Annotated in this window: 14 protein-coding genes; 6 read left to right on the forward strand and 8 right to left on the reverse strand. The window is 55.4% G+C overall.

Annotated features, from left to right (window positions below; all coding sequences use genetic code 11):
* Window positions 1-107: 107 nt before the first annotated feature.
* Window positions 108-1,361: a glutamate-5-semialdehyde dehydrogenase gene (proA, locus tag FHW71_RS10615; protein ID WP_179451756.1), complete on the reverse strand. Its 1,254-nt coding sequence runs from the start codon at window positions 1,359-1,361 to the stop codon at window positions 108-110.
* 10 nt (window positions 1,362-1,371) lie between these two features.
* Window positions 1,372-2,475, reverse strand: coding sequence for a glutamate 5-kinase (proB, locus tag FHW71_RS10620; RefSeq protein WP_008108950.1), 1,104 nt, complete (start codon window positions 2,473-2,475; stop codon window positions 1,372-1,374).
* Between the two features lie 246 nt (window positions 2,476-2,721).
* Between proB and ompC the strand changes: the two genes are divergently transcribed.
* Window positions 2,722-3,813, forward strand: coding sequence for a porin OmpC (ompC, locus tag FHW71_RS10625; protein WP_008108948.1), 1,092 nt, complete (start codon window positions 2,722-2,724; stop codon window positions 3,811-3,813).
* Window positions 3,814-4,016: 203 nt separating this feature from the next.
* Here the strand turns inward: ompC and crl are convergent, their stop codons facing one another.
* The 3 genes from crl to gpt all read right to left on the reverse strand — a co-directional run bounded on the left by crl (window position 4,017) and on the right by gpt (window position 6,352).
* Complete coding sequence (crl, locus tag FHW71_RS10630; protein WP_008108946.1) at window positions 4,017-4,418, reverse strand: sigma factor-binding protein Crl; 402 nt, start codon at window positions 4,416-4,418, stop codon at window positions 4,017-4,019.
* Window positions 4,419-4,521: 103 nt separating this feature from the next.
* The gene (gene frsA / locus FHW71_RS10635) at window positions 4,522-5,769 is read right to left on the reverse strand and encodes an esterase FrsA (RefSeq protein ID WP_154153760.1); all 1,248 of its coding nucleotides are present in this window, start codon (window positions 5,767-5,769) and stop codon (window positions 4,522-4,524) included.
* A gap of 121 nt (window positions 5,770-5,890) precedes the next feature.
* On the reverse strand, window positions 5,891-6,352 hold the full coding sequence (gene gpt / locus FHW71_RS10640) for a xanthine phosphoribosyltransferase (protein ID WP_008108942.1): 462 nt from the start codon (window positions 6,350-6,352) through the stop codon (window positions 5,891-5,893).
* Window positions 6,353-6,607: 255 nt separating this feature from the next.
* Here gpt and pepD point away from each other — a divergent pair, with 255 nt between their 5' ends.
* Window positions 6,608-8,068, forward strand: a complete 1,461-nt coding sequence (pepD, locus tag FHW71_RS10645; RefSeq protein WP_061717590.1) for a beta-Ala-His dipeptidase — start codon at window positions 6,608-6,610, stop codon at window positions 8,066-8,068.
* Between the two features lie 46 nt (window positions 8,069-8,114).
* Here pepD and dinB read toward each other — a convergent pair whose 3' ends face one another.
* A complete protein-coding gene (gene dinB, locus FHW71_RS10650) occupies window positions 8,115-9,170 on the reverse strand; it encodes a DNA polymerase IV (RefSeq protein WP_154153766.1) in 1,056 nt (351 codons plus the stop codon).
* Between the two features lie 244 nt (window positions 9,171-9,414).
* Between dinB and dpaA the strand changes: the two genes are divergently transcribed.
* Window positions 9,415-10,158, forward strand: a complete 744-nt coding sequence (gene dpaA, locus FHW71_RS10655) for a peptidoglycan meso-diaminopimelic acid protein amidase (RefSeq protein WP_179451757.1) — start codon at window positions 9,415-9,417, stop codon at window positions 10,156-10,158.
* Here the strand turns inward: dpaA and FHW71_RS10660 are convergent.
* Together FHW71_RS10660 and lpcA are read right to left on the reverse strand one after the other, a co-directional pair.
* Window positions 10,129-10,896: a class II glutamine amidotransferase gene (locus FHW71_RS10660; RefSeq protein ID WP_008108933.1), complete on the reverse strand. Its 768-nt coding sequence runs from the start codon at window positions 10,894-10,896 to the stop codon at window positions 10,129-10,131. The two genes, dpaA and FHW71_RS10660, sit on opposite strands and share 30 nt — an antisense overlap.
* Window positions 10,897-10,947: 51 nt before the next feature.
* Window positions 10,948-11,526, reverse strand: coding sequence for a D-sedoheptulose 7-phosphate isomerase (gene lpcA, locus FHW71_RS10665; RefSeq protein WP_061717531.1), 579 nt, complete (start codon window positions 11,524-11,526; stop codon window positions 10,948-10,950).
* A gap of 243 nt (window positions 11,527-11,769) precedes the next feature.
* Here lpcA and fadE point away from each other — a divergent pair, with 243 nt between their 5' ends.
* The 3 genes from fadE (at window position 11,770) to FHW71_RS10680 (ending at window position 23,424) form a co-directional block, all read left to right on the forward strand.
* A complete protein-coding gene (gene fadE, locus FHW71_RS10670) occupies window positions 11,770-14,217 on the forward strand; it encodes an acyl-CoA dehydrogenase FadE (protein WP_154183154.1) in 2,448 nt (815 codons plus the stop codon).
* Between the two features lie 161 nt (window positions 14,218-14,378).
* Complete coding sequence (locus FHW71_RS10675; protein ID WP_179451758.1) at window positions 14,379-19,241, forward strand: hypothetical protein; 4,863 nt, start codon at window positions 14,379-14,381, stop codon at window positions 19,239-19,241.
* A 175-nt stretch (window positions 19,242-19,416) separates the two neighbouring features.
* The gene (locus FHW71_RS10680; protein ID WP_179451759.1) at window positions 19,417-23,424 is read left to right on the forward strand and encodes an Ig-like domain repeat protein; all 4,008 of its coding nucleotides are present in this window, start codon (window positions 19,417-19,419) and stop codon (window positions 23,422-23,424) included.
* Window positions 23,425-23,555 lie beyond the last annotated feature (131 nt).

The raw sequence follows: 23,555 nt of genomic DNA on the forward strand, positions 1-23,555 counted from the left end.
CCCGCCATAGATGACAGAAATAAATCAAAAAGCTCTTGGAATGAGTGGATCGAAAGCAAAAAAAATGGGCACCGTTTTCGGTGCCCATTGTCATGCAGAGGCGAACATTAACGACGCAGCGTATCGTCGCCCCAACCTATCCATTTGTAGGTGGTCAACGCTTCAAGTCCCATTGGACCGCGCGCGTGCAGCTTCTGCGTGCTCACCGCCACTTCGGCACCAAGGCCAAACTGGCCGCCGTCGGTGAAGCGTGTGCTGGCGTTAACGTATACCGCCGATGAGTCAACCTGGTTGACGAAGCGATTGGCGTTGCCAATGCTGCGCGTCAGAATGCCATCAGAGTGCTGCGTGCCGTGTTCACGGATATGCGCGATGGCTTCACCGATATCCGCCACCAGCTTGACGTTCAGATCGTTGGACAACCATTCGTCATCATAATTTTCTGCTTTCACCGCTACCACCTCGGCGGCACCGTTTTGCAGCAGCGCCAGCACATTTTCGTCGGCGTGCAGCGCAATCTTCTCTTGCGCCATGCGATGCAGGAAAGCCGGAATGAAGTTGTCCGCCTGATCGCGATGGATCAGCAAGGTTTCGAGCGAGTTGCAGGCGCTTGGGCGCTGCTTCTTAGCATTAACGATCACTTCCAGTGCGGCCTCAGTCTCCATGGTTTCGTCGAGATAGAGATGGCACACGCCGATGCCGCCGGTGATCACCGGAATGGTAGAGTTTTCACGGCACAGCTTGTGCAAACCCGCGCCGCCGCGTGGGATCAGCATATCGACATAACGATCGAGCTTCAGCAGCTGATTCACCAGCTCGCGATCCGGGTTTTCAATCGCCTGCACCGCGCCCGCCGGTAAACCGTGCTGGGTCAGCGCATTCTGGATCACACGCACGGTGGCGGCGTTGGTGCGATAAGTCTCTTTGCCGCCGCGCAGAATCGCCGCGTTGCCGGTTTTCAGGCACAGCGATGCCACATCAACTGTCACGTTAGGACGTGCTTCATAAATCACACCAACCACGCCCAGCGGCACGCGACGACGCTCGATGCGCAAGCCGCTATCAAGCTGGCCGCCGTCAATCAACTGACCGACCGGATCGGCCAAACGACACACCTGACGCACGTCATCGGCAATGCCTTTCAGGCGCTGCGGGTTGAGCGTCAGGCGATCGAGCAGCGCTTCGCTCATACCGTTTTGGCGCGCATCCGCCAGATCCTGCTCGTTCGCTGCCAAAATGTCTGCGCTTTCTGCTTCCAGACGATCGGCGATACTCAGCAGCACCTGATTTTTTTGTTCGGTGGAGAGTTCCGCCAGTTTGTACGACGCAGCACGCGCCGCTTTACCCATATCTTCTAACATCATCCGCTCCTTAACTGACGATCATGTCGTCGCGGTGCACCGCTACCGGGCCATATTCGTAACCGAGGATCTCGCCGATTTCCTGGCTGTGATGACCGGCAATCATGCGCATGGCATCGCTGTTATAGCGCGTGACGCCGTGGGCGATATCACGCCCTTGCAGGTTGCGAATACGGATCACTTCACCGCGCGAGAAGTTGCCCTGCACGTCACGGATGCCTTTTGGCAGCAGCGAACTGCCGCGTTCCAGCATCGCGGCCAGCGCGCCATCATCAATGGTGATTTCGCCTGCCGGCGGTGCGCCAAAGATCCAGCGCTTACGGTTTTCCAGCGGCGACTGCTGCGCGTGGAAACGCGTGCCGACCGGTTTGCCATGCAACACATCGCTGATTACGTCCGGACGACTGCCAGCGGCGATGATCACATCGATACCGGCGCGGCAAGCGACGTCCGCCGCCTGCAATTTGGTCGCCATGCCGCCGGTTCCCAGGCCAGACACACTGCCGCCCGCGAGCGTGCGTAACGCATCGTCAATCTGGTGCACGTCGCTGATCAACTCCGCTTCTGGATTGGTGCGCGGATCGGCGGTAAACAGCCCTTGCTGATCGGTCAGCAGCAGCAGCTTATCTGCGCCACCGAGCATTGCCGCCAGCGCCGACAGATTGTCGTTGTCGCCCACTTTAATTTCGGCGGTCGCCACCGCATCGTTCTCGTTAATCACCGGCACGATGTGGTTGTCGAGCAGCGCGCGCAGCATGTCACGCGCGTAGAGGAAACGTTCACGGTCTTCCATATCGGCGCGCGTCAGCAGCATCTGCCCGATGTGAATGCCGTAAATCGAGAACAGTTGTTCCCACAGCTGGATCAAACGGCTCTGCCCCACCGCAGCCAACAGCTGCTTTGAGGCGATGGTAGGTGGCAGTTCGGGGTAACCAAGGTGTTCGCGTCCGGCAGCAATTGCGCCAGAGGTGACGATAACAATGCGATGGCCTGCCGCGTGCAACTGCGCACACTGACGAACCAACTCCACCATGTGCGCCCGATTCAGCCGACGCGAACCGCCGGTGAGGACGCTAGTACCCAACTTGACCACAAGGGTCTGACTGCCACTCATGTTTTTCCTGCCATGTAAGAAAAAAATCTGCGAAGGGACGTTTTATCAGGAGTGAGCAAGGAAGCCAACAACAGCAAGGGGAAAAGCACAAAAATCCCCTGACAATGCGGTAGACCAAAAGTTCGCGATTAACAAGAAATCCGAAAAACTGTCATAAAACTTTCATCACCTACCGGTAAAAAGTTCCGTGTTTTACAAAACCTTTCACGGGTACAACAAATTTTACTCATTGGGATTGATAGCAAAATGAAGAAGAGCACACTGGCATTAGTTGTATCAGCGCTGGCACTGGCTTCCACCGCAAACGCCGCAGAAGTTTATAACAAAGATGGTAATAAACTGGACTTCTACGGCCGTGTTAAAGCTGAACACTACTTCAGCGATAACGCGTCAAGCGACGGCGACAAATCTTACGTGCGTATCGGTTTCAAAGGCCAGACGCAGATTAATGACCTGATGACCGGTTACGGTCAGTGGGAATATCAGTACAACGTAAACAACTCTGAAGGTTCAGACGCCAACGCAGGCAACAAAACCCGTCTGGGCTTTGCCGGTCTGAAATTCGGTCAATACGGTTCATTCGACTACGGTCGTAACTACGGCGTGCTGTACGACGTAGAAGCCTGGACTGACGTATTCCCAGAGTTCGGCGGTGACGGTACGGCGCGTACCGATAACTTCATGACTGCGCGTGCAACTGGCGTGGCCACTTACCGCAACAGCAACTTCTTTGGTCTGGTTGATGGCCTGCGCTTCGCGCTGCAATATCAGGGCAAAAACGACTCTACCAGCGCCAACGCCCGTGGCAGCATCACCGATACTTCTCGTCAGAACGGCGACGGTTACGGTGCGTCACTGGGTTACACCATCGCTGACACCGGCATCAGCCTGATGTCTGCCATCACCTCTTCTGACCGTACTAACCAGCAGCAGCTGCAAGCGCTGGGTAGCGGTGATAAAGCGGAATCATGGGGCGCGGGTATCAAGTATGACGCTAACAGCATCTACCTGGCTTCTATCTACACCGAAACCCGCAACATGACGCCAATCGGCACGCGTGGTTTTGCTAACAAAGCGCAGAACTTCGAAGTAGTCGCGCAGTATCAGTTCGACTTCGGCCTGCGTCCGTCCCTTGGCTATATCCAGACCAAAGGCAAAGACATCGAAGGGATCGGTGACGAGGATCTGGTTAAATACATCGACGTGGGCATGACTTACTACTTCAACAAAAACATGTCGACCTTCGTGGATTACAAAATCAACCAGCTGGATGACAACAACAAGCTGAACCTGAACAACGATGACGTTGTGGCGGTTGGCCTGACTTATCAGTTCTAAAATACTCTTCATCCTTCACGCTGCAGGGGCGTTGGCTGCGTGTGTTCACCCCAGTCACTTACTTCAGTAAGCTCCTGGGGATTCACACACTTGCCGCCTTCCTGCAGCGAGAATGATTCGAGTATTGCTGTGCCCTCGCTGTGTCTATAAAAAAAGAGCCGGCTCATCACCGGCTCTTTCCTGTTTAAACCCTTAAATATCCATCAGGCGCTCAGTTTCACCGGCTCTTCTTTAAAGCCTTCCGCCGGTCGCAGATCGAGTTTCTGTTCCAGCAGCATCGCTTTCAAGCGCTCATGGAAATTACGCAGCGTGCTTTCCACTTTGGCATTGTTCTCTTTGCCTTTAATGGTTGCCGCGCCCCAATCACCCGCTTTATCAAACAGGCCAAAATGATATTCGTAAGTGAAGTGATCTTCATAGGCTTCCAGCGTCATCCACCAGCCCCAAAACTCACGTAGCTCTGGTGCAGGCTTGACGTTAACACACGCTGCCAGGCAATCGAAGAAGAAGCGTGTCTCTTCACATTTGCCTTCACGGATATACGGCCCCAATTCGGTGAAGCGCTTAAGCAGGCGACTACGGGGGTGACCACTCGGTAATGTCATCTATTTTCCCTTAACCCTTTAAATTGCACTTCCAGCTTTCCATTAAACCTAAAAATGGAAAATCCCGGATATAAGTAGTAGCAGAGTTCAGTGATTTCGCCAGCTAGCTTTTCAACTGTTTTTCCAGCCAGTCACAAATTTGATTCAGCGCTTTGTCAAAACTGGCAAAAACCGGCTTGGCAGGAATCGCCAGCGTCTTGCCCTGCGAGGAGGAGTTAGCGATCAACTGCGCGTCCGCTTCCGGACCGAAAATATCATCCGGCCAATAAGCCGCCAGCATCGGCGTTGGCGTGCGGCGGCCGAGTAAGCCTTGCACCTTCAGAGAGTAGCGATTGAGCTCAATGCGCAGATTGCTGTCGGAAGTGGAAGACATACCCAGGCGGCTCGCCAGCATATCCATATACATATCCGGCAACTGCTGCTGCTGTTGCGCATCGACAAACACGCTATGCACCATCGCACCCAGCGTCGCCACCGCGCGTACTCGCGGCACTTCCAGATAGGCCAGACGCGTCGCCACGTTGGCACCGAAACGGTAGCCCAGCAGCGCCACGCGAGTGTGATCGATCCACGGCACATTGCTCAGTTCACGCAGCACCTGCTGATGCACCTGGCTGGTGTCCTGATTGAGCATCCATTTGCTACTGAATCCTACCGACGGCATATCCAGCGTCAGCATGGCGATGCCGCGCGGCGCGAGATAGTCGTGGAACAGGCGATAGTGATCGCTCTGCAGCGAATCAAGGCCGCCGCACAGCAGCACCGTGGGATATGGCGCTTCGGCCTGCGCAGGCATGTGCAGGAAGCCCGTTACCGGACTGCCGCCGCTCATGGGGAAGGTCAGGGATTTCAGTTCGCCCGGCAGACGCTGCGTGGCTTCTTCGTAGGCGCGATTGGCCAGCACCTGCGCCTGGTCCGCCAGCTCATCGCCTTTAATATAAGGATAAGCCGCGAGGCTGAACAGATTGGCGGCGTGCAGCCAATGCTGGCCTGCGTCGTCATGGTTCTCGCTTTCTAACGCGCGCTGCTGCCAGATGGCCGCCTGCTTCGACCACTCGTAATTCCAGTTGCCACCGCGATAACCAATCACGGTATCGAGCAAGGCTTCATTGGTGCGCTCAAACTCGCTTACCGCGATACGCGCCAGCACTTCGCTGATCTCCTGCGGCGACAACCCACGCCACGTCCACAGCAACTTGTTCAGCATGCGATACCAGCCGCGCTGCGTATCCCCTTCGAGGGCGTTATGCACCTGCACAGCGGCGTGATGCTGGCGGTGCACTAATGAGGAGGTTTCCGGGTGTTTAAAACGCGGTTTGAACAGTTCTTCGCTCAGGTTTTTATCAGACATCTCAGCTATTCTCCTGCCAACAACGTGGCGATGGCTAAGAGTGTACTGCACCCGTGATACGCGCGCGAGGCGCAGAAAGCACAACGCCCGGCATAACCGGGCGTTGTTTGCGATGCATCAATCAGGCGCCTTTGACGATTGGCGGGATGTAGACCACGCCCATGTCCCAAGGCTGCTCGATCCAGGTGTTCTGCGGGATATCGACAATGTAGTCGTCCACCAGCGCGCGGCCAGCTGGCTTGGCGAAGATGGTGCAGAAACGCGCTTTTGGATACATATCGCGAATCGCTTGCGCGGTGCCGCCGGTATCCACCAGGTCGTCAATGACGATGAAGCCTTCACCGTCGCCTTCGGCACGCTTCAGCACTTTCATTTCGCGCTGATGATCGTGATCGTAGCTGGAGATGCACACGGTATCGACGTAGCGAATTCCGAGTTCACGCGCCAGCAGCGATGCCGGAACCAGACCACCACGGCTTACCGCGATGATACCTTTCCACTGTTCCACAGGAAGCAGGCGCTGGGCCAGTTTACGGGCATGGATTTGCAACATGTCCCAGGTTACGACGTATTTTTCGCTCATATAAAGGAATCCCGGCCAAGAAACTTGGCTTAAAAAATATGCAAGGGGGAAAAGGTTGCGCGAGATTATAAGGATCTGACGCCTTAAAAACCAGCATCTGTCTTACTGGTTGCAGGTTTTTAGCGCGGCTGATTACGCACCCGGCGAGAAACAGTGATATTCTCAGGCCCATCACGTCAGATGTTCTGACGACGATTTTTACTGGAAACCCGCGTGCGTGCGGTCTGTCCGCCACGCTGACACAGGAGATGCATGGTGTCTGAATTGTCGCAACTTTCACCCCAACCGCTGTGGGATATTTTTGCCAAAATCTGTTCCATTCCGCACCCTTCTTATCACGAAGAAGCACTGGCCGAATACGTTGTCGGCTGGGCAAAAGAGCAAGGTTTTTGGGTTGAGCGCGATCAGGTTGGCAACATCCTGATTCGTAAACCCGCTACCGCCGGTATGGAAAAACGCACGCCGGTGGCACTGCAGGCGCACCTCGATATGGTGCCGCAGAAGAACAATGACACGGTGCACGACTTCACCAAAGATCCGATTCAGCCGTATGTTGATGGCGAATGGGTGAAAGCACGCGGCACCACGCTGGGCGCCGATAACGGCATTGGTATGGCGTCTGCGCTGGCGGTGCTGGCTGACAACAGCCTGATCCACGGTCCGATTGAAGTGCTGCTGACCATGACCGAAGAATCGGGGATGGACGGCGCCTTTGGTTTACAGCCGAACTGGCTGCAGGCCGACATTCTGATCAACACCGACTCGGAAGAGGAAGGTGAGATCTACATGGGTTGCGCCGGTGGTATCGACTTCATCACCACCTTACCACTGACGCGTGAAGCGATTCCTGCGGGCTATGAAACCCTGAAGCTGACGCTGAAAGGCCTGAAAGGCGGTCACTCCGGAGCTGATATTCATCATGGTCTCGGCAACGCCAACAAACTGCTGGCACGCTTCCTCGCGCTACACGCGCGTGAACTCGATGTGCGTCTAATCGAATTCACCGGCGGTACGCTGCGTAACGCCATCCCGCGTGAAGCTTTTGCTACGCTGGCGATCGACAGCCATAAAGTTGACGAGCTGAAATCGGCTGCGGCCCATTTCCAGGCAACGCTGCTGAATGAGCTGGGCGTGAAAGAGAAGAACATCGCCGTCGTCGCTGAGTCGCTGGCGCATCAAGGCCAGGCGCTGAACGCTGACAGCCGCGATCGTTTCCTCAACCTGCTCAACGCCACACCAAACGGCGTGATCCGTAACTCCGATGTGGCGAAAGGCGTGGTGGAAACCTCGCTTAACGTCGGCGTGGTGACCATGGATCAGAGCAATGCCGAAATCATCTGCCTGATTCGTTCACTGATCGATACCGGCAAAGATTGGGTGGTTGAAGTGCTGACCTCGCTGGCCGATCTGGCCGGAGCGAAAAGCGCACCTAAAGGCGGTTATCCGGGCTGGCAGCCTGACGCCGATTCACCGGTGATGGCGCTGACGCGTAAAACCTACGAAGCGCTGTTTGGCAAAACGCCGAACATTCAGGTGATTCACGCCGGTCTGGAGTGTGGTCTGTTTAAAAAACCGTATCCGAACATGGATATGGTTTCGATTGGCCCAACCATCACCGGCCCGCATTCGCCGGATGAGCAGGTTCACATTGAAAGCGTGGGTCTGTACTGGAAACTGCTGACTGCGCTGCTCAGCGTGGTGCCAGAAAAAGCGTAAGTTTTGAATTTCGCGACAAACCCGGCTTCGGTCGGGTTTTTTATGCCTACAACCCCAGCACCAACTGCCGCTCCAGCTGAGGATCCACCATCGTGACATGCAATCCCACCAGCCGTACGCCGCGCCCTGCTCTGCGTTCGTCCCACGCCTGACGTGCAATCGTGATCATGTCTTCTTTATTCAACACCGACCAGACATGCTCCTGCGTGGTTTGCTGGAAATCATTGAACTTGAGTTTCACGCCTTGCCGGGCGATCTGCTTATCCGGCTTGATGGCGGTTAAGCGGCGATCCAACTCAGCATAGAGAAAATCAATAATCTCCAGACACTGCTCCCAGCTGTGAATATCTTCCATTAGCGTGCGTTCAACGCCCAGCGATTTACGTTCGCGCTCAACCACCACATTGCGCTCATCAACACCGTTGCTGCGTTCCCATAAAATACGGCCAAACTTGCCAAAGCGTTTGAGCAGCAAAGCCAGATCGGCACGCTGCACATCAGCGCAGGTACGCAATCCCATCTCTTCCAGCTTTTTGGTCGCCACTTTACCGACGCCAGGAATTTTGCTCAGCGGCAGCGTGAGTAAAAAATCGGACATCGCGTCAGGCGTTATCACATATTGCCCGTTAGGTTTGTTGAGATCGGAGGCGATCTTGGCGAGGAACTTGATCGGCGCGATCCCGGCTGAAGCGGTTAAACCGGTTTCACGCAGAATATCGGCGCGAATTGCCTGCGCCATCAGCGTGGCCGAACCGTGGCAATGCAGGCTATCGGTGACATCCAGGTAGGCTTCATCCAGTGAGAGCGGTTCAATCAGCGAGGTGTAACGAGAGAAGATGTCGCGAATCTGGCGGGACGCTTCTTTATAGGCATCAAAGCGGCCAGGCAGCAGCCGCAGATGCGGACAAAGTTTGAGCGCCATGCCGGTCGGCATCGCGCTGCGCACGCCATATTTGCGGGCTGGATAGTTAGCAGTACTGATCACACCGCGTTGCACGCGACTGCCGCCAATGGCGATCGGAATATCACGTAAAGAGGGATCGTCGCGCATCTCAACCGCTGCGTAAAAGCAGTCCATATCGACATGAATAATTTTGCGCATACGCCCTCCTGAATACTGGATAAGTATACAGCAGCGAAAAATATCGGCAATAATTGTTGAGAGAGAGATTAAAGTTTACAAATTAGTGGTCGTATTCCTTTTAGGAACGCGCCATTTTCTCGGACACTGGCTTGATTAAAAGCCAGACAATGTTAATGTTGCGCTGCGATAGCGGATATTTCCGATAATGCAATACCCGGACGCTCAGCGTCATCGTCTCTCTTCAATTCAAGGTATCAACAGAATGGGCAGAATCGCATTAACGCTTGCGATGATTCTTATGCCGGTCCTTAGCTGGGCAATGAACCCCGAGCCTACGCAACCGCTGGCTCCGGTGAGCAAAGAGTTAAAGAAACAACTAATTGGCACCCCGGTGTTTATTCAGATTTTCAAGGAAGAGCGTACGCTGGAACTGTACGGCAAAATCGGTAATGAATATCGTCTGCTGGACAGCTATCGCATCTGTAATTTCTCTGGCGGTTTAGGACCTAAACGTCGTCAGGGCGATTTCAAAAGTCCGGAAGGCTTTTATAACGTCAAGCTGAATCAGTTGAAACCGGATAGCCGTTTCTATCGCGCTATTAACACCGGTTTCCCGAATCAATACGATCGCGCTAAAGGTTATGACGGCAATTATTTAATGATTCACGGTGATTGCGTATCGATTGGTTGCTACGCGATGACCAATGCGTCAATGGATGAGATCTTCACCTACACCAACGCCGCACTGCGCAATGGTCAGCAAGAAATTCAGGTCAACATCTATCCGTTCCGCATGACCGACAGCAATATGCAACGTCATAAATACTCGACGTACATTAACTTCTGGCGTGAACTGCAGCCGGGCTATGCGTACTTTGCCAAGTACCGTGTGCCGCCAACGGTGAATGTGACGGCAACCGGCCAATATGCGGTGAACAGCACGCCGGTGATCGCTACACCGGATGCTGCCTCGAAATCATTCCTGGCGCTCACCCAGGCAAAATAATGCCCACTCGCCTGGCACTATCCGGTGCCAGGTTTCATTACCTGTCAGCGGTTGCGTGGCAATCACCGTCACCACATCCTGCGGCGTCGTCTGCTGCTGAAAATCAATTTCTACATCCTGATCGAGCAGCGTGGCTTTGCCAAACGGCGCACGGCGCGTAATCCAGTAGAGATTGGTCGAACAAAACGCCATCAGGTAGCGCCCATCCGATAACAGCATGTTAAACACGCCCTTCTCACGCATTTCTGCTGCCAGCTCGGCAATGTAGCGGAACACCGCTGGCCAGTTGCCCGGCGTACGTGGATAGCGCTCGGTCAGTTTGTGCAGCATCCAGCAGAACGCTTTTTCGCTGTCGGTTTCACCAATCGGACGGAATGGCCCGGTATCCAGCTGACGATAACCTTTAAGCTGACCATTGTGTGCGTAGGTCCAGTTGCGGCCCCACAGCTCACGCGTGAATGGATGGGTATTTTCCAGCGAGACTTCCCCGCGATTCGCCTGGCGGATATGCGCCACCACGGAATGCGATTTGATCGGGTATTCCTGCACCAAACGGGCAATCGGCGAGTTAAAGCTCGGCTGCGGATCTTTGAAGGTGCGGCACCCTTTTCCTTCGTAGAACGTGATGCCCCAACCATCTTTGTGCGGCCCGGTTCCACCGCCACGCTGCACCAGACCGGTAAAACTGAAACAGATGTCCGTGGGGACATTGGCGCTCATCCCGAGCAATTCGCACATAGCAACCGCCTTAAGTTAGATCCTCTCGCACACGGCGAGAGGAACGCATCATTACTTAACCATCTCTTTTTCAATCAACAGCATCAGGATGTGGATCACTTTGATGTGGATCTCCTGAATGCGGTCAGCATAGCCAAAGTGCGGCACGCGAATTTCGATATCCGCTGAACCTGCCATCTTGCCGCCATCTTTGCCGGTCAAAGTAATCACTTTCATGCCTTTCGCGCGTGCAGCTTCCACCGCTTTGATGATGTTGGCAGAGTTACCGGAGGTTGAGAGGCCCAGCAGCACATCGCCTTCGCGACCTACCGCTTCGATATAGCGCGAGAACACATAGTCGTAGCCAAAATCGTTGCTGACACAGGAGAGATGGCTGACATCAGAAATGGCAATCGCCGGGTAGCCAGGACGGTTTTCACGATAGCGCCCAGTCAGCTCTTCAGCAAAATGCATGGCATCGCAGTGCGAGCCGCCGTTACCACAGGAGAGCACCTTGCCGCCCGCTTTGAAGCTGTCGGCCAGCAGCACTGCGGCGCGCTGAATCGCGTGAATGTTGGCTTCGTCACTCAGGAAGTTGTTAAGCGTATCGGCTGCTTCATTGAGTTCTGAGCGAATAATGTCCTGATACATAGGGATGTCCTTTAGAGGAAAGATTGACCCGGCAAGTTTAACGGAATGGGGCTACGCCGCAAAGCGCCTGCATTCAGTAAAAGCGCGGCGCTTTGAGGAAGTTTGGCAGTTGTTGCGCATCGTGCAACGAATTTGTGAGATGTGTTGTAATTGCGATGTAAACAGATTGATAAATTTTGCCCCATATTCTAAACCTACACCCATAACAGGTCAGACCTCTTACTACTTATGGAGTGGTTCATTATGTTGGTTGCCTCAATCGTTGCGACGCTAATCCTGCTTAGCGTGTTGTTCTACCACCAAATTTCTCTTCAGCTGAGCAGCGTGATTCTGCTGCTGTGGACCGGCGCGCTGGCGGCCGCTGACGTGTGGACACCGTGGATGCTGCTGCCGCTGGCAATCATTCTGCTGCCGTTCAACCTGCCAGTGATGCGCCGCAGCATGTTCTCGAAACCGGCGCTGCACAGCTTCCAGAAAGTGATGCCGCCGATGTCACGCACCGAAAAAGAGGCGATCGACGCCGGCACCACATGGTGGGAAGGCGATCTGTTCCGCGGCAAACCGGACTGGCAGAAGCTGCATAACTACCCGCAGCCGCGCCTGACCGAAGAGGAGCAAGCCTTTATTGATGGCCCGGTGGAAGAAGCGTGCCGCATGGCGAATGACTTCGAAATCACCCATGAAATGGCCGATTTGCCACCGGAGTTGTGGGCGTATCTGAAACAGCATCGCTTCTTCGCCATGATCATCAAGAAAGAGTATGGCGGCCTCGAGTTCTCCGCTTATGCGCAGGCGCGTGTGCTGCAGAAACTGGCGGGCGTCTCTGGCATTCTGGCGATCACCGTCGGCGTACCCAACTCACTCGGCCCAGGCGAATTGCTGCAACATTACGGTACCGATGAGCAGAAAGATCATTATCTGCCGCGTCTGGCACGCGGTGATGAGATCCCTTGTTTTGCGTTGACCAGCCCGGAAGCGGGTTCGGATGCCGGCGCGATTCCCGATACCGGCGTGGTGTGCATGGGCGAGTGGCAAGGTCAGCAAGTGCTGGGCATGCGCCTCACCTGGAACAAGCGCTATATTACGCTGGCACCGATTGCTACCGTGCTGGGTCTGGCGTTCAAACTCTCCGATCCGGATCATCTGCTGGGCGATACCGAAGAGCTCGGCATCACTTGCGCACTGATCCCAACGCACACGCCTGGCGTAGAGATTGGCCAGCGCCACTTCCCGCTCAACGTGCCGTTCCAGAACGGTCCGACGCGCGGTAAAGACATCTTCGTGCCGATCGATTTCATCATCGGCGGCCCGTCAATGGCCGGTCAAGGCTGGCGCATGCTGGTGGAATGTTTGTCCGTTGGTCGTGGTATTACGCTGCCTTCGAACTCAACCGGCAGCGTGAAAAGCATTGCGCTGGCAACCGGTGCGTATGCGCACATTCGTCGTCAGTTCAAAGTCTCTATCGGTAAAATGGAAGGGATCGAAGAGCCGCTGGCGCGCATTGCCGGTAACGCTTACGTGATGGATGCTGCTGCGACGCTGATCACCAGCGGCATTATGCTCGGTGAAAAACCGGCGGTGCTGTCGGCGATTGTGAAGTATCACTGCACCCATCGCGGTCAGCGCGCCATTATCGACGCGATGGATATCGCTGGCGGTAAAGGCATTATGCTGGGCGAAAACAACTTCCTGGCGCGTGCTTATCAGGGCGCACCGATCGCCATCACCGTAGAAGGCGCTAACATCCTGACACGTAGCATGATCATCTTCGGCCAGGGCGCCATCCGTTGCCATCCTTGGGTGCTGGAAGAGATGAATGCCGCAGCGAAAAACGATTTGGTGACTTTTGATCGCGCGCTATTCAGCCATATTGGCCACGTTGGCAGCAATAAAGTGCGCAGCCTGTGGCTGGGCTTAACCGGCGGTCGCACCAGCGCCACGCCAACCCGCGACGCCACGCGCCGCTACTATCAGCATATCAACCGTTTGAGTGCCAACCTCGCGCTGCTGTCAGATGTGTCAATGGCGGTGCTGGGCGGCAGCCTGAAACGTCGTGAACGTATCTCGGCGCGTCTCGGCGATGTGTTGAGTCAGATGTATCTGGCGTCGGCTACCTTGAAACGCTATGAGGATGAAGGCCGCAACGAAGCTGATCTGCCGCTGGTACATTGGGGCGTGCAGGATGCGCTGCATCAGGCCGAAGTGGCGATGGATGATTTGCTGCGCAACTTCCCGAACCGCATGGTGGCCGGTGCGCTGCGATTGGTGATTTTCGCCGGTGGTCATCACTGCCCGGCACCGTCCGATAAACTGGATCACAAACTGGCGAAACTGCTGCAGCTGCCTTCTGCGACCCGTACCCGTTTGGGCCGCGGACAGTATCTGGCACCAAGCGCACATAATCCGGCGGGTCAGCTGGAGCAGGCGCTGCAGGATGTGATGGCCGCCGAAGTGATTCACGATCGTCTGTGCCAGCAGCAGAAAAAACACCTCTCGTTCACCCGATTGGATGCGCTGGCGCAGCGTGGTCTGAAAGAGGGCTGGATTGATGAGAGCGAAGCGCAGGTGCTGATCCGTGCTGAAGCCAGCCGCCTGAAAGCGATTAACGTCGATGATTTTGCGCCGGAAGCGCTGGCAGTGCCCGTTCAACCCAAAGCAGGAAAACCGTCCCGCGCAAGTGAAGCGGCGTAATATCCTCAGGCAGCGAAGAAATTCGCTGCCTCTTCACTTTTCCATTTCTTAAGCTCTGGTAGTAAAAATATTTTCATTGCATATCAGACATATCTGCACGGCGCTATTTTCCCGCCTCTTTAGGATACCGGCCATTACCTCATCAATAATGGTTCAGACAAATGGATTCCAGGAAAAACCGCCATAACCCTTACGGCACGGAGCAGGACGAACTGCCGCAGCCGCTTTCTGATACGCACACACAGACCGTCTTCGACGCGCACGTCAGCGCGTATGCAGCAACCACCGCCGCAACCCCCGAAGAGAACTTTGACTCCGAGCGCCTGCAGAAGATCAGCACCGGTACGCAGCTCGAAACCCAGGCCGGCCTGATTATCCAGAACCATAACAGCCGCCTCGAAGTATCCGAGTACAACTGGTTCGGCTACAACTCCAAAACCCTGCTGGTCGGCGAAAAAAGCACCATCGCCTTCACTCTCGGCGCGCAGGGCATGTCCGAGTTCAGCTTCGACTACTTTGCCCTGCACAACCACACCACCGTGATGAACTTCTACGACGCCGCCGGCAACCTGATTGGCTCCGAGAAGCTGCTTTACACCGGCTCCGTCACCGCCAAACAGTTCGTCATCAAAACCCTGACCTTCACCGCCCCATCCGGCACCCAGATTGCCCGCGCCGAGCTGGTCACCGGCGACGAGCCCTCCGTCGGCGACTACGGCTTCCATATCGACAACGTGAAGTGGAGTGCATCCAATCTGCTGCCGGTTAACATCACCTTCGACCAGATGCAGAAGGACTCCGGCGCCAGCGCCGCCGACTTCATCACTAACGACGGCTCCGCCGGTCGCCAGGTAAACGGCACCCTGAGCCGCGCACTCAGCGCGAACGAAACGCTGGAGTTCTGGGACGGCTCGAAATGGGTGACCGCCAGCGTCAGCGGTCTGACCTGGCAGGCTCAGGACGCTATCGCCCACGCCTCAGACTGGGAATACAAACTGCGCGTGGTCGATAACACCGGTAAAACCACTCAAGAACAGAGCCAGAAGGTGGTCCTCGACGTCACACCATCACCGGTGCAGGTTATCTTTGAGCGCATGGGCAAAGACGACGGCATCGCCGACGACTGGAAAACCACCGACGGCAGTGCCGGCCGCACCGTCAGCGGTAAGCTTGACCGCGCGCCCGACGCCGGCGACGTCGCCGAGTACTCCACCGACGGCGGTAAAACCTGGCACAAACTCACCCTGAACGGGCTGGACTGGTCCTTCACCGACCCGGACGGTCACAAAGCCGACTGGCAGTATCAGATTCGCTTCACCGATGTCGCCGGCAACGTCGCCGTTCCTGCGGTGCAGGATGTGGTGCTGCTGCCACCTCCGGTACGCCTCAGCTTTGACCGCATGGATAAGGATACCGGGTCCAACGCGACCGACTTCATCACTAAAGACGGTTCTGCCGGACGCAGGGTGGAAGGTAACCTCAGCCGTCTGCTAGGACCGGGTGAAAAACTGGAGTTCTGGAATGGCACCCAGTGGGTGGAGGCCACCGCCAACGGCCTGCGCTGGCATGCACAAGATGACACCGCGCACGGCAGCAGCTGGACCTACAAAGTACGCGTGATTAACGCCTCCGGTAGTACGCTGGAAGATCGGCACCAGGATGTAGTGCTCACCCCTTCTCTCCCCATTCAGGCCACTTTTGAGCGAATGGAGAAAGATTCCGGTAGCAGTGGTACCGACTTCATCACCAGAGACGGTTCCGCCGGACGCCTCGTACAGGGGACGCTCAGCCGCACTCTGGAGCCGGATGAAACCCTGGAGTTCTGGAACGGCTCCGCCTGGCTGAAGGCCACAGCCAACGGTATGATCTGGCAAGCACAGGATACCAGTGCGCACGGCGATACCTGGCAGTATAAGCTGCGTATCACCGACGTCGCCGGTAGCACTCTTCACGAACAGACTCAGGAAGTGGTGCTCGACGTCACGCCTTCTGACGTTCAGGTTATTTTTGAACGCATGGGTAAAGACGACGGCATGGCGGACGACTGGCAAACCACCGACGGCTCCGCCGGGCGCACCGTCAGTGGTAAGCTTGACCGCACGCTCAGCCCTGGCGACGTCATCGAGTACTCCCTCGACGGAGGTGCCACCTGGCTGAAGCTCACCGTAAGCGGCCTGAGCTGGAGCTTCACCGACGGCAGCGCGCACAGCGAAGACTGGCAGTATCAGGTGCGCATCACCGACGTCGCCGGCAACGTCGCTGCACCGGTGGTGCAGGAAGTGGTGCTGCTCACCACCGCCATCAGCCTCACCTTTACCCGCATGGATAAGGACACCGGCGACAGCGATACCGACTTCATCACGAAGGACGGCTCCGCCGGACGCCTGGTCGAAGGTACAATGAGCCGCGCTCTCCTGCCGGGCGAAACCCTGAAGTTCTGGAACGGCGTGCAGTGGATTAACGCCACCGTGAACGGCACAACCTGGCAGGCTCAGGACGACCGCCTGCACCCGGTCAGCTGGCAGTACAAGCTGCGCGTTACCGACAGCACGGGCAGCACCCTGCAGGACCTCGCCCAGAATGTGACACTCATCCAACCGCTGCCCGTGCAGGCGACGTTTGAGCGCATGGATAAAGACACCGGCAGCAGCACAAGCGACTTCATCACCAAAGACGGCACCGCCGGACGCCAGGTCGAGGGCACCCTCAGCCGCGCGCTGGAGCCGGGCGAGAAGCTTGAGTTCTGGAACGGCACGGCCTGGGTCAGCGCCACCGTGAGCGGCATGACGTGGCAGGCGCAGGACACGACGTCGCACGCGGCCACTTGGCAGTATAAAGTCCGCATCACCGACGACGTCGGCAAGGCCCTGCACGAGAAGGCACAGAGCGTGGTGCTCGACGTCACGCCGTCTGCCGTGAACATCACCTTCGAGCGCATGGAGAAGGACGACGGCACCCCTGGCGACTGGAAAACCTCCGACGGCAGCGCCGGGCGCACCGTGTCCGGCAGGCTTGACCGCGCGCTGAACGCCGGTGACGTCGTTGAGTTCTCGCTCGACGGCGGCCTCACCTGGCGGCTCGTCACACTGAACGGACTGGCGTGGTCCTTCACCGACCCGGATGCCCATGACAAAGGCTGGCAGTATCAGGTGCGCATCACCGACGTCGCCGGCAACGTCGCCGCGCCGGTGACTCAGGACGTGGCGCTGCTCGCCACCGACATATTCCTCACCTTCACCCGCATGGATAAGGATACCGGCGGCAGCGCCACCGACTTCATCACGGAGGACGGTTCCGCCGGACGTAAGGTTGAAGGCACGCTAAGCCGCCTCCTTTTCCCAAGCGAAAAACTTGAATTCTGGAACGGTAAAGCCTGGGTTCTCGCCGCTGTGGACGGGCTGGTCTGGCAGGCACAGGATAACACCGAGCACAACGCCGACTGGGAATACAAGTTACGCGTTACTGACCTCAGCAATAATGAAATTATCGAGCAAAAGCAGCAAGTTGTGCTTGAAGGACCGCCACCAGAGGAGGCTCTGCTGTCCAGTATGGGCAAAGACAGCGGGTTGGACTCACATAACCTGTTCACCAACGATGGGCGCTCAGGGCGCATCTACTGGGGAACTTTCGACGAAACAGACATCGGCGCACGGGTTGAAGTTACCACCGACGGTGGACTCACCTGGCACGAGGCGCTGATTGACGGCAACAAATGGCTATGGCAGGACAGCGCGGCGCACACTGCAGACTGGACGCTGCAGACGCGCGTCACAAATAAGTCAGGAAAGAGCACCGAAGGCGCCGTGCATCAGGTGCAACTAGATACCACGCAGCCTAATGCACCGGAGATGATTAATCGGGAAGGCAATTACCTGACTGTGAGTCTGAAAGACAGTAACGTGGTGGCAGGCGATAAGATAATCGTGCATATCAATAATAAGAATGCATTCTATACCTTAACCAATGCCGATATTTTGGCGGGTCAGGCCGTCATCACGCTGCCTGCTAACATCCCGCTGTCGGCAGAATATCGCGCCGCCTTTATGGATATACACGGCAACATATCGGACTATTACTCTCGTAAGGAATATATTGTTGATTTTGAAGATGCTCCGTTATTCCAGGGCGTAACCGCCGGAAAGACTTATGACATTGGCCTGGTTAGTCTTACATGGTCAGGTAATAGTAATTTTAATGGTATTGTTAATTGGGATTCACATGAGCTGCTTAATGATGGGCGTTCTGCGATGAAGATGGAACTCAATAACGGTTTTAAAAGCAATAAGGTTTCTTTCTTTATTGGGGGATTAAACCGAACCAGTATGGATCTGGAATTTTATGACGGCGCGACAAAAATCCACACTCACAGAATTACTAACACTAAGAGTGGTTCCCAAACTGTGACAATTACCTTGCCTGCTGGAAAAAAATTCACCAGCATAATTTTTCCTGGAGGCTCCTCCGATGAATATGAGGTGGACAATTTTAATTTCCACTCTTCGACAAATAAGATACTGCCAACCGAGACCGTTCAGAACATAGTAAAAGACGATCTCATTTCCGTGGGCGATAATTTGGACAACATCTTTGTGGTGCATAACGTCAGCGACCTGAGCAAAATCGAGATGCTTAACGGTAACGGTGGCATTGATACGCTGAAACTCGCAGGTGCGAATCAGACGCTGGATCTCACGAATTTCCTCAGCAAAATCCAGTCGATGGAGGTGATTGATATTACCGGCAGCGGCAATAACACCCTCAATCTGTCGCTGGGCGATATTCTGCAGCAGGGCAGCAAAGATCTGTTAAATATGTCCGGCAACGTGCAGATGGTGGTGAAAGGCAACGCCGGGGATAAGGTTAACCTCTCCGATCTGCTGCCGGATAATGGCGACGTTGGCGACTGGAGCAGCAGCGGCAATGTTACGGTCGGCGGCATAGTCTACACCGTCTGGCAGCACAGCGCGCTTGACGCTGAACTGCTGGTGCAGAGCGGCGTCACCACCAACGTCATTAATCATTAATCATGCCACGCGCGGTGGGAAACCTCCCGCTGCGCGTTCTAACTTTTCCTCCCCCGCCATTTCTTAAGTCCCAGCCGCAAAAATATTTTTGCCCGATACCAGACATGTCTGGACCGCGCTATTTCCTGTCCTCTTTAGGATAGCGACCATTACCTCTACTTAATGGTCAGGAAAAATGGATTTTAAAAAAAACCGCTATAACCCTTACGGCACGGAGCAGGACGAACTGCCCGTGGCGCAGACCTCCGTCGCCACTGCCGTTATGGCAGCAGCGCCCCCAGCCGTTCCGGAAGAGCGCTTCGACGCCGAACGCAGTCAGAAGATCGGCAGCGGCTCCCTGCTCGAGACCCAGGCCGGCCTGATTATCCAGAACCACAACAGCCGCCTCGAAATCGCCGAGTTCAACTGGTTTGGCTACAACTCTAAGACGCTGCAGGTCGGTGAAAAGAGCACCATCAACTTCACCCTCGGCGCCCAGGGCATGTCCGAATTCAGCTTCGACTATTTTGCCCTGCACAACCACACCACCGTGATGAACTTTTACGACGTTAACGGCACCCTGATTGGCTCCGAAAAGCTGCTCTACACCGGCTCCGTCACCGCCAAACAGTTCGTCATTAAAACCCTGAGCTTCACCGCCCCGTCCGGCACGCAGATTGTCCGCGCCGAGCTGGTCACCGGCGACGAGCCCGCCGTCGGCGACTACGGCTTCCACGTCGACAACGTCAGGTGGGCCGCCGCCGGCCTGCTGCCGGTGAACTTCACCTTTGACCGGATGCAGAAGGACACCGGCACCAGCGCCACCGACTTCATTACCAAAGACGGCTCCGCCGGGCGCCAGGTGGAAGGCACCCTGAGCCGCGCCCTCAGCGCGAACGAAACGCTGGAGTTCTGGGACGGCAGCAGGTGGGTGGCCGCCAGCGTGAACGGCATGCGCTGGCAGGCGCAGGACGGCACCGCGCACGCCGCCGACTGGGAGTACAGGCTGCGCGTGGTGGACGCCGCCGGCAACGCCACGCCGGAGCAGAGCCATCAGGTGGTGCTCGACGTCACGCCGCCGCCGGTGCAGGTTATCTTCGAGCGCATGAGCAGGGACGACGGAGTCGCGGACGACTGGCGCACCGCCGACGGCTCCGCTGGCCGCCTCGTCAGCGGCTCGCTCGACCGCACGCCCGACGCCGGTGACGTCGCCGAATACTCGTACGACGGCGGCAAAACCTGGCATACGCTCACCCTGAACGGGCTGGACTGGTCCTTCACCGACCCCGACAGCCACAACGCCGACTGGCAGTATCTGATACGCTTCACCGATATCGCCGGCAACGTCGCCGCCCCGGCGGTGCAGGACGTGGTCCTGCTGCCAGGCGATATCACCTTCACCTTCGACTTGATGGAGAAGGACACCGGCAGCAGCGACACGGATTTCATCACCAAAGACGGTTCCGCCGGGCGCCAGGTGGAAGGTACGATGAGCCGCACCCTCGCCGCCTCCGAAACCCTGCAGTTCTGGGACGGTTCAAAATGGGTAAATGCCATCGTCAGCGGCCTGACCTGGCAGGCGCCGGACAACACCGCGCATGCCGCCGACTGGGAATATAGGCTGCGCGTAGTGGATGCCGCCGGCAACACCACGCCGGAGCAGAGCCAGCAGGTGGTGCTCGACGTTATGCCGTCCGACGTGCAGATTATCTTTGAACGCATGAGTAAAGACGACGGCATTGCGGACGACTGGCAAACCACCGATGGCTCTTCTGGCCGCCTCGTTAGCGGAAAGCTTGACCGCGCGCTCAACCCCGGCGACCTCATTGAGTACTCGCTGGATGGCGGCACAACCTGGCATAAGCTCACCCTGAACGGCCTCAACTGGTCCTTCACCGACGGCGGTGCACATGCCGTAGACTGGCAGTATCAGGTGCGCATCACTGATATCGCCGGCAACGTCGCGGCTCCGGTCACTCAGGATGTGTTACTGCTGCCCGGCGCTATCAGCCTCACCTTTACCCGCATGGAAAAAGATACTGGAACCAGCGACAACGACTTCATCACCCGCGACGGCTCCGCCGGTCGTCAGGTGGAAGGCACGCTCAGTCGCCTGCTTAATCCGGGCGAAAAGCTGGAGTTCTGGGACGGTACTCAATGGGTAGTGGCCACCGTGAACGGTCTGACATGGCAGGCACAGGACAATATTGAGCACCACAGTCGCTGGGATTATTGGGTACGCGTTGTTGACGCTGCGGGCACAACGGTTCATGACCAACTGCAGAATGTATTGCTTGATACCACCGCGTCCGATGTGCAGATCCATTTTGAGCGCATGGAGAAAGATGACGGTATCGCTAACGACTGGCGTACCAGCGATGGCAGCGCAGGCCGAACCGTTTACGGAACTCTTAGCAAAGCGCTCAGTGCTGGTGACCTTATTGAATACTCCCTCGATGGCGGCATGACCTGGAAGGTACTGACCGTTAACGGTGTTAACTGGTCATTTGTTGACGATATTGAACATTCTGCCGATTGGGAATATCAAGTCCGTATCACGGACGTGGCGGGGAACATCTCATCGCCCCATAAGCAGCAGGCAACGCTTGAGTCCGTGCTGGCTGAAGTCACTATTGATGCCGTATCTAAGGACAGTGGTTTTGCGGCTCGTGACGCGGACTTCCTGACACGAGATGGCGCGGCTGGGCGACTGGTTCATGGTTCTATCAGTGAAGCGCTTAAACCTGGTGAAAAAGTGCAGGTGTCATTCGATGATGGTGTAACCTGGCATGACGCCCAACATGACGGCAAAAAATGGTTTGCGGTCGATAACGGCATTCACAACGCTGACTGGGTGATTAAAGCGCGAGTTGCCAATGCGAATAGTTTCGGTAAAGAACAGCAACAAACATTGCACTATCATAGGGTTAATGTTGATGCGCCTGAGATTACATGGGACGGAAAACAGCTTGCAGCAACACTGCCAGCCACGGCGGTAACGGGTGAAACTCTGCAATTTATGATTGATGGCAAATCAGTAGTGGTTAATTTATCTGCCGCAGATATTGCATCAGGAAAGGCCATTGTTGCTCTGGACTCATCTCAAGTGGGTAATCCAAAGGATATACGCGCTAGCTATATTGATATGGTAGGAAACAATTCAAACTGGAGAGTATTAAAGCCGGAATTAAAGAGTGAATATCTTGAAAGTTTCAATAAAAAAAGTGCCACTGCAATAAAAACAGGTGATGAATTTATTTTTGATGCATTTACCCTCAAAGCTCTTTCTGTTTCTAATGGCGAGTTTAAAAATCGGTTTGGTAACACGAACCAAGGTGGAATAGGTAAGCCACCGACCAGCATGGCACTTGAAATCGCTAATGGTGGCGGCGACACCTCATATAAAATCGATTTAAAGAATAATAAACCTGCAAACAGAATATCCTTCCTGGTGGGTGATCTAAATCTCCATGAAACTATCACGGCTACGTTTTACGATGCCGCAGGAAAGGTAGTGAGAACATTAACTCAGGCAGGTACGCAATCGGCTGACATCACAACCATTGCGTTTGAATTGCCCTATGGAGAAGTATTTTCATCACTCAAGTTTACGTTAAACTATTCACAATGGTCTTATGTATGGCTTGATGATGTTAAATTAAGTTATGTTGATTATATCCCTCAGAGCTATACGGAAGCACCTTTACATCTTCAAATAATCAATCAAAACACCCTTTATATGGGCAGCGACAGCGATGATGTATTCCAGCTCAGTGATGCCAGCTATTTTAACAGCAATGACTTTTTCCTGCGTGGTCAGGGCGGCATTGATACGCTGCAACTTACCGGTAAAAACATCAATCTGGATCTGACCGCATTAGCTGGAAAAATTCAGTCAACTGAGATCATTAATCTGACCGGAACCGGCAATAATACCCTATCCCTTTCTCTGGGTGATGTCCTGCAGCAGGGCAGCAAAGATCTGTTCAACTTGTCGGGCAACGTGCAGATGGTGGTGAAAGGCAACGCCGGGGATAAGGTTAACCTCTCCGATTTACTACCGGATAATGGCGACGTTGGCGACTGGAGCAGCAGCGGCAATGTTACTGTCGGCGGCGTGGTGTACGCCGTCTGGCAGCACAGCGCGATCGACGCTGAACTGCTGGTACAAAGTGGTGTAACGACAACCCTTATCAATCACTGATCATCCCTAAATGTAGCGAAGCTCTGTTTCGCTACATTATTATCATTTCTCATATCTTAAGCTTGCACCTTAAAAATATACCCACCGGCAATCAGACAGGTCTGTACGGCACATCTCCTCTCATTACTTAG

Source organism: Enterobacter sp. Sphag1F (assembly GCF_014193275.1).
GTDB lineage: Bacteria > Pseudomonadota > Gammaproteobacteria > Enterobacterales > Enterobacteriaceae > Pantoea > Pantoea symbiotica.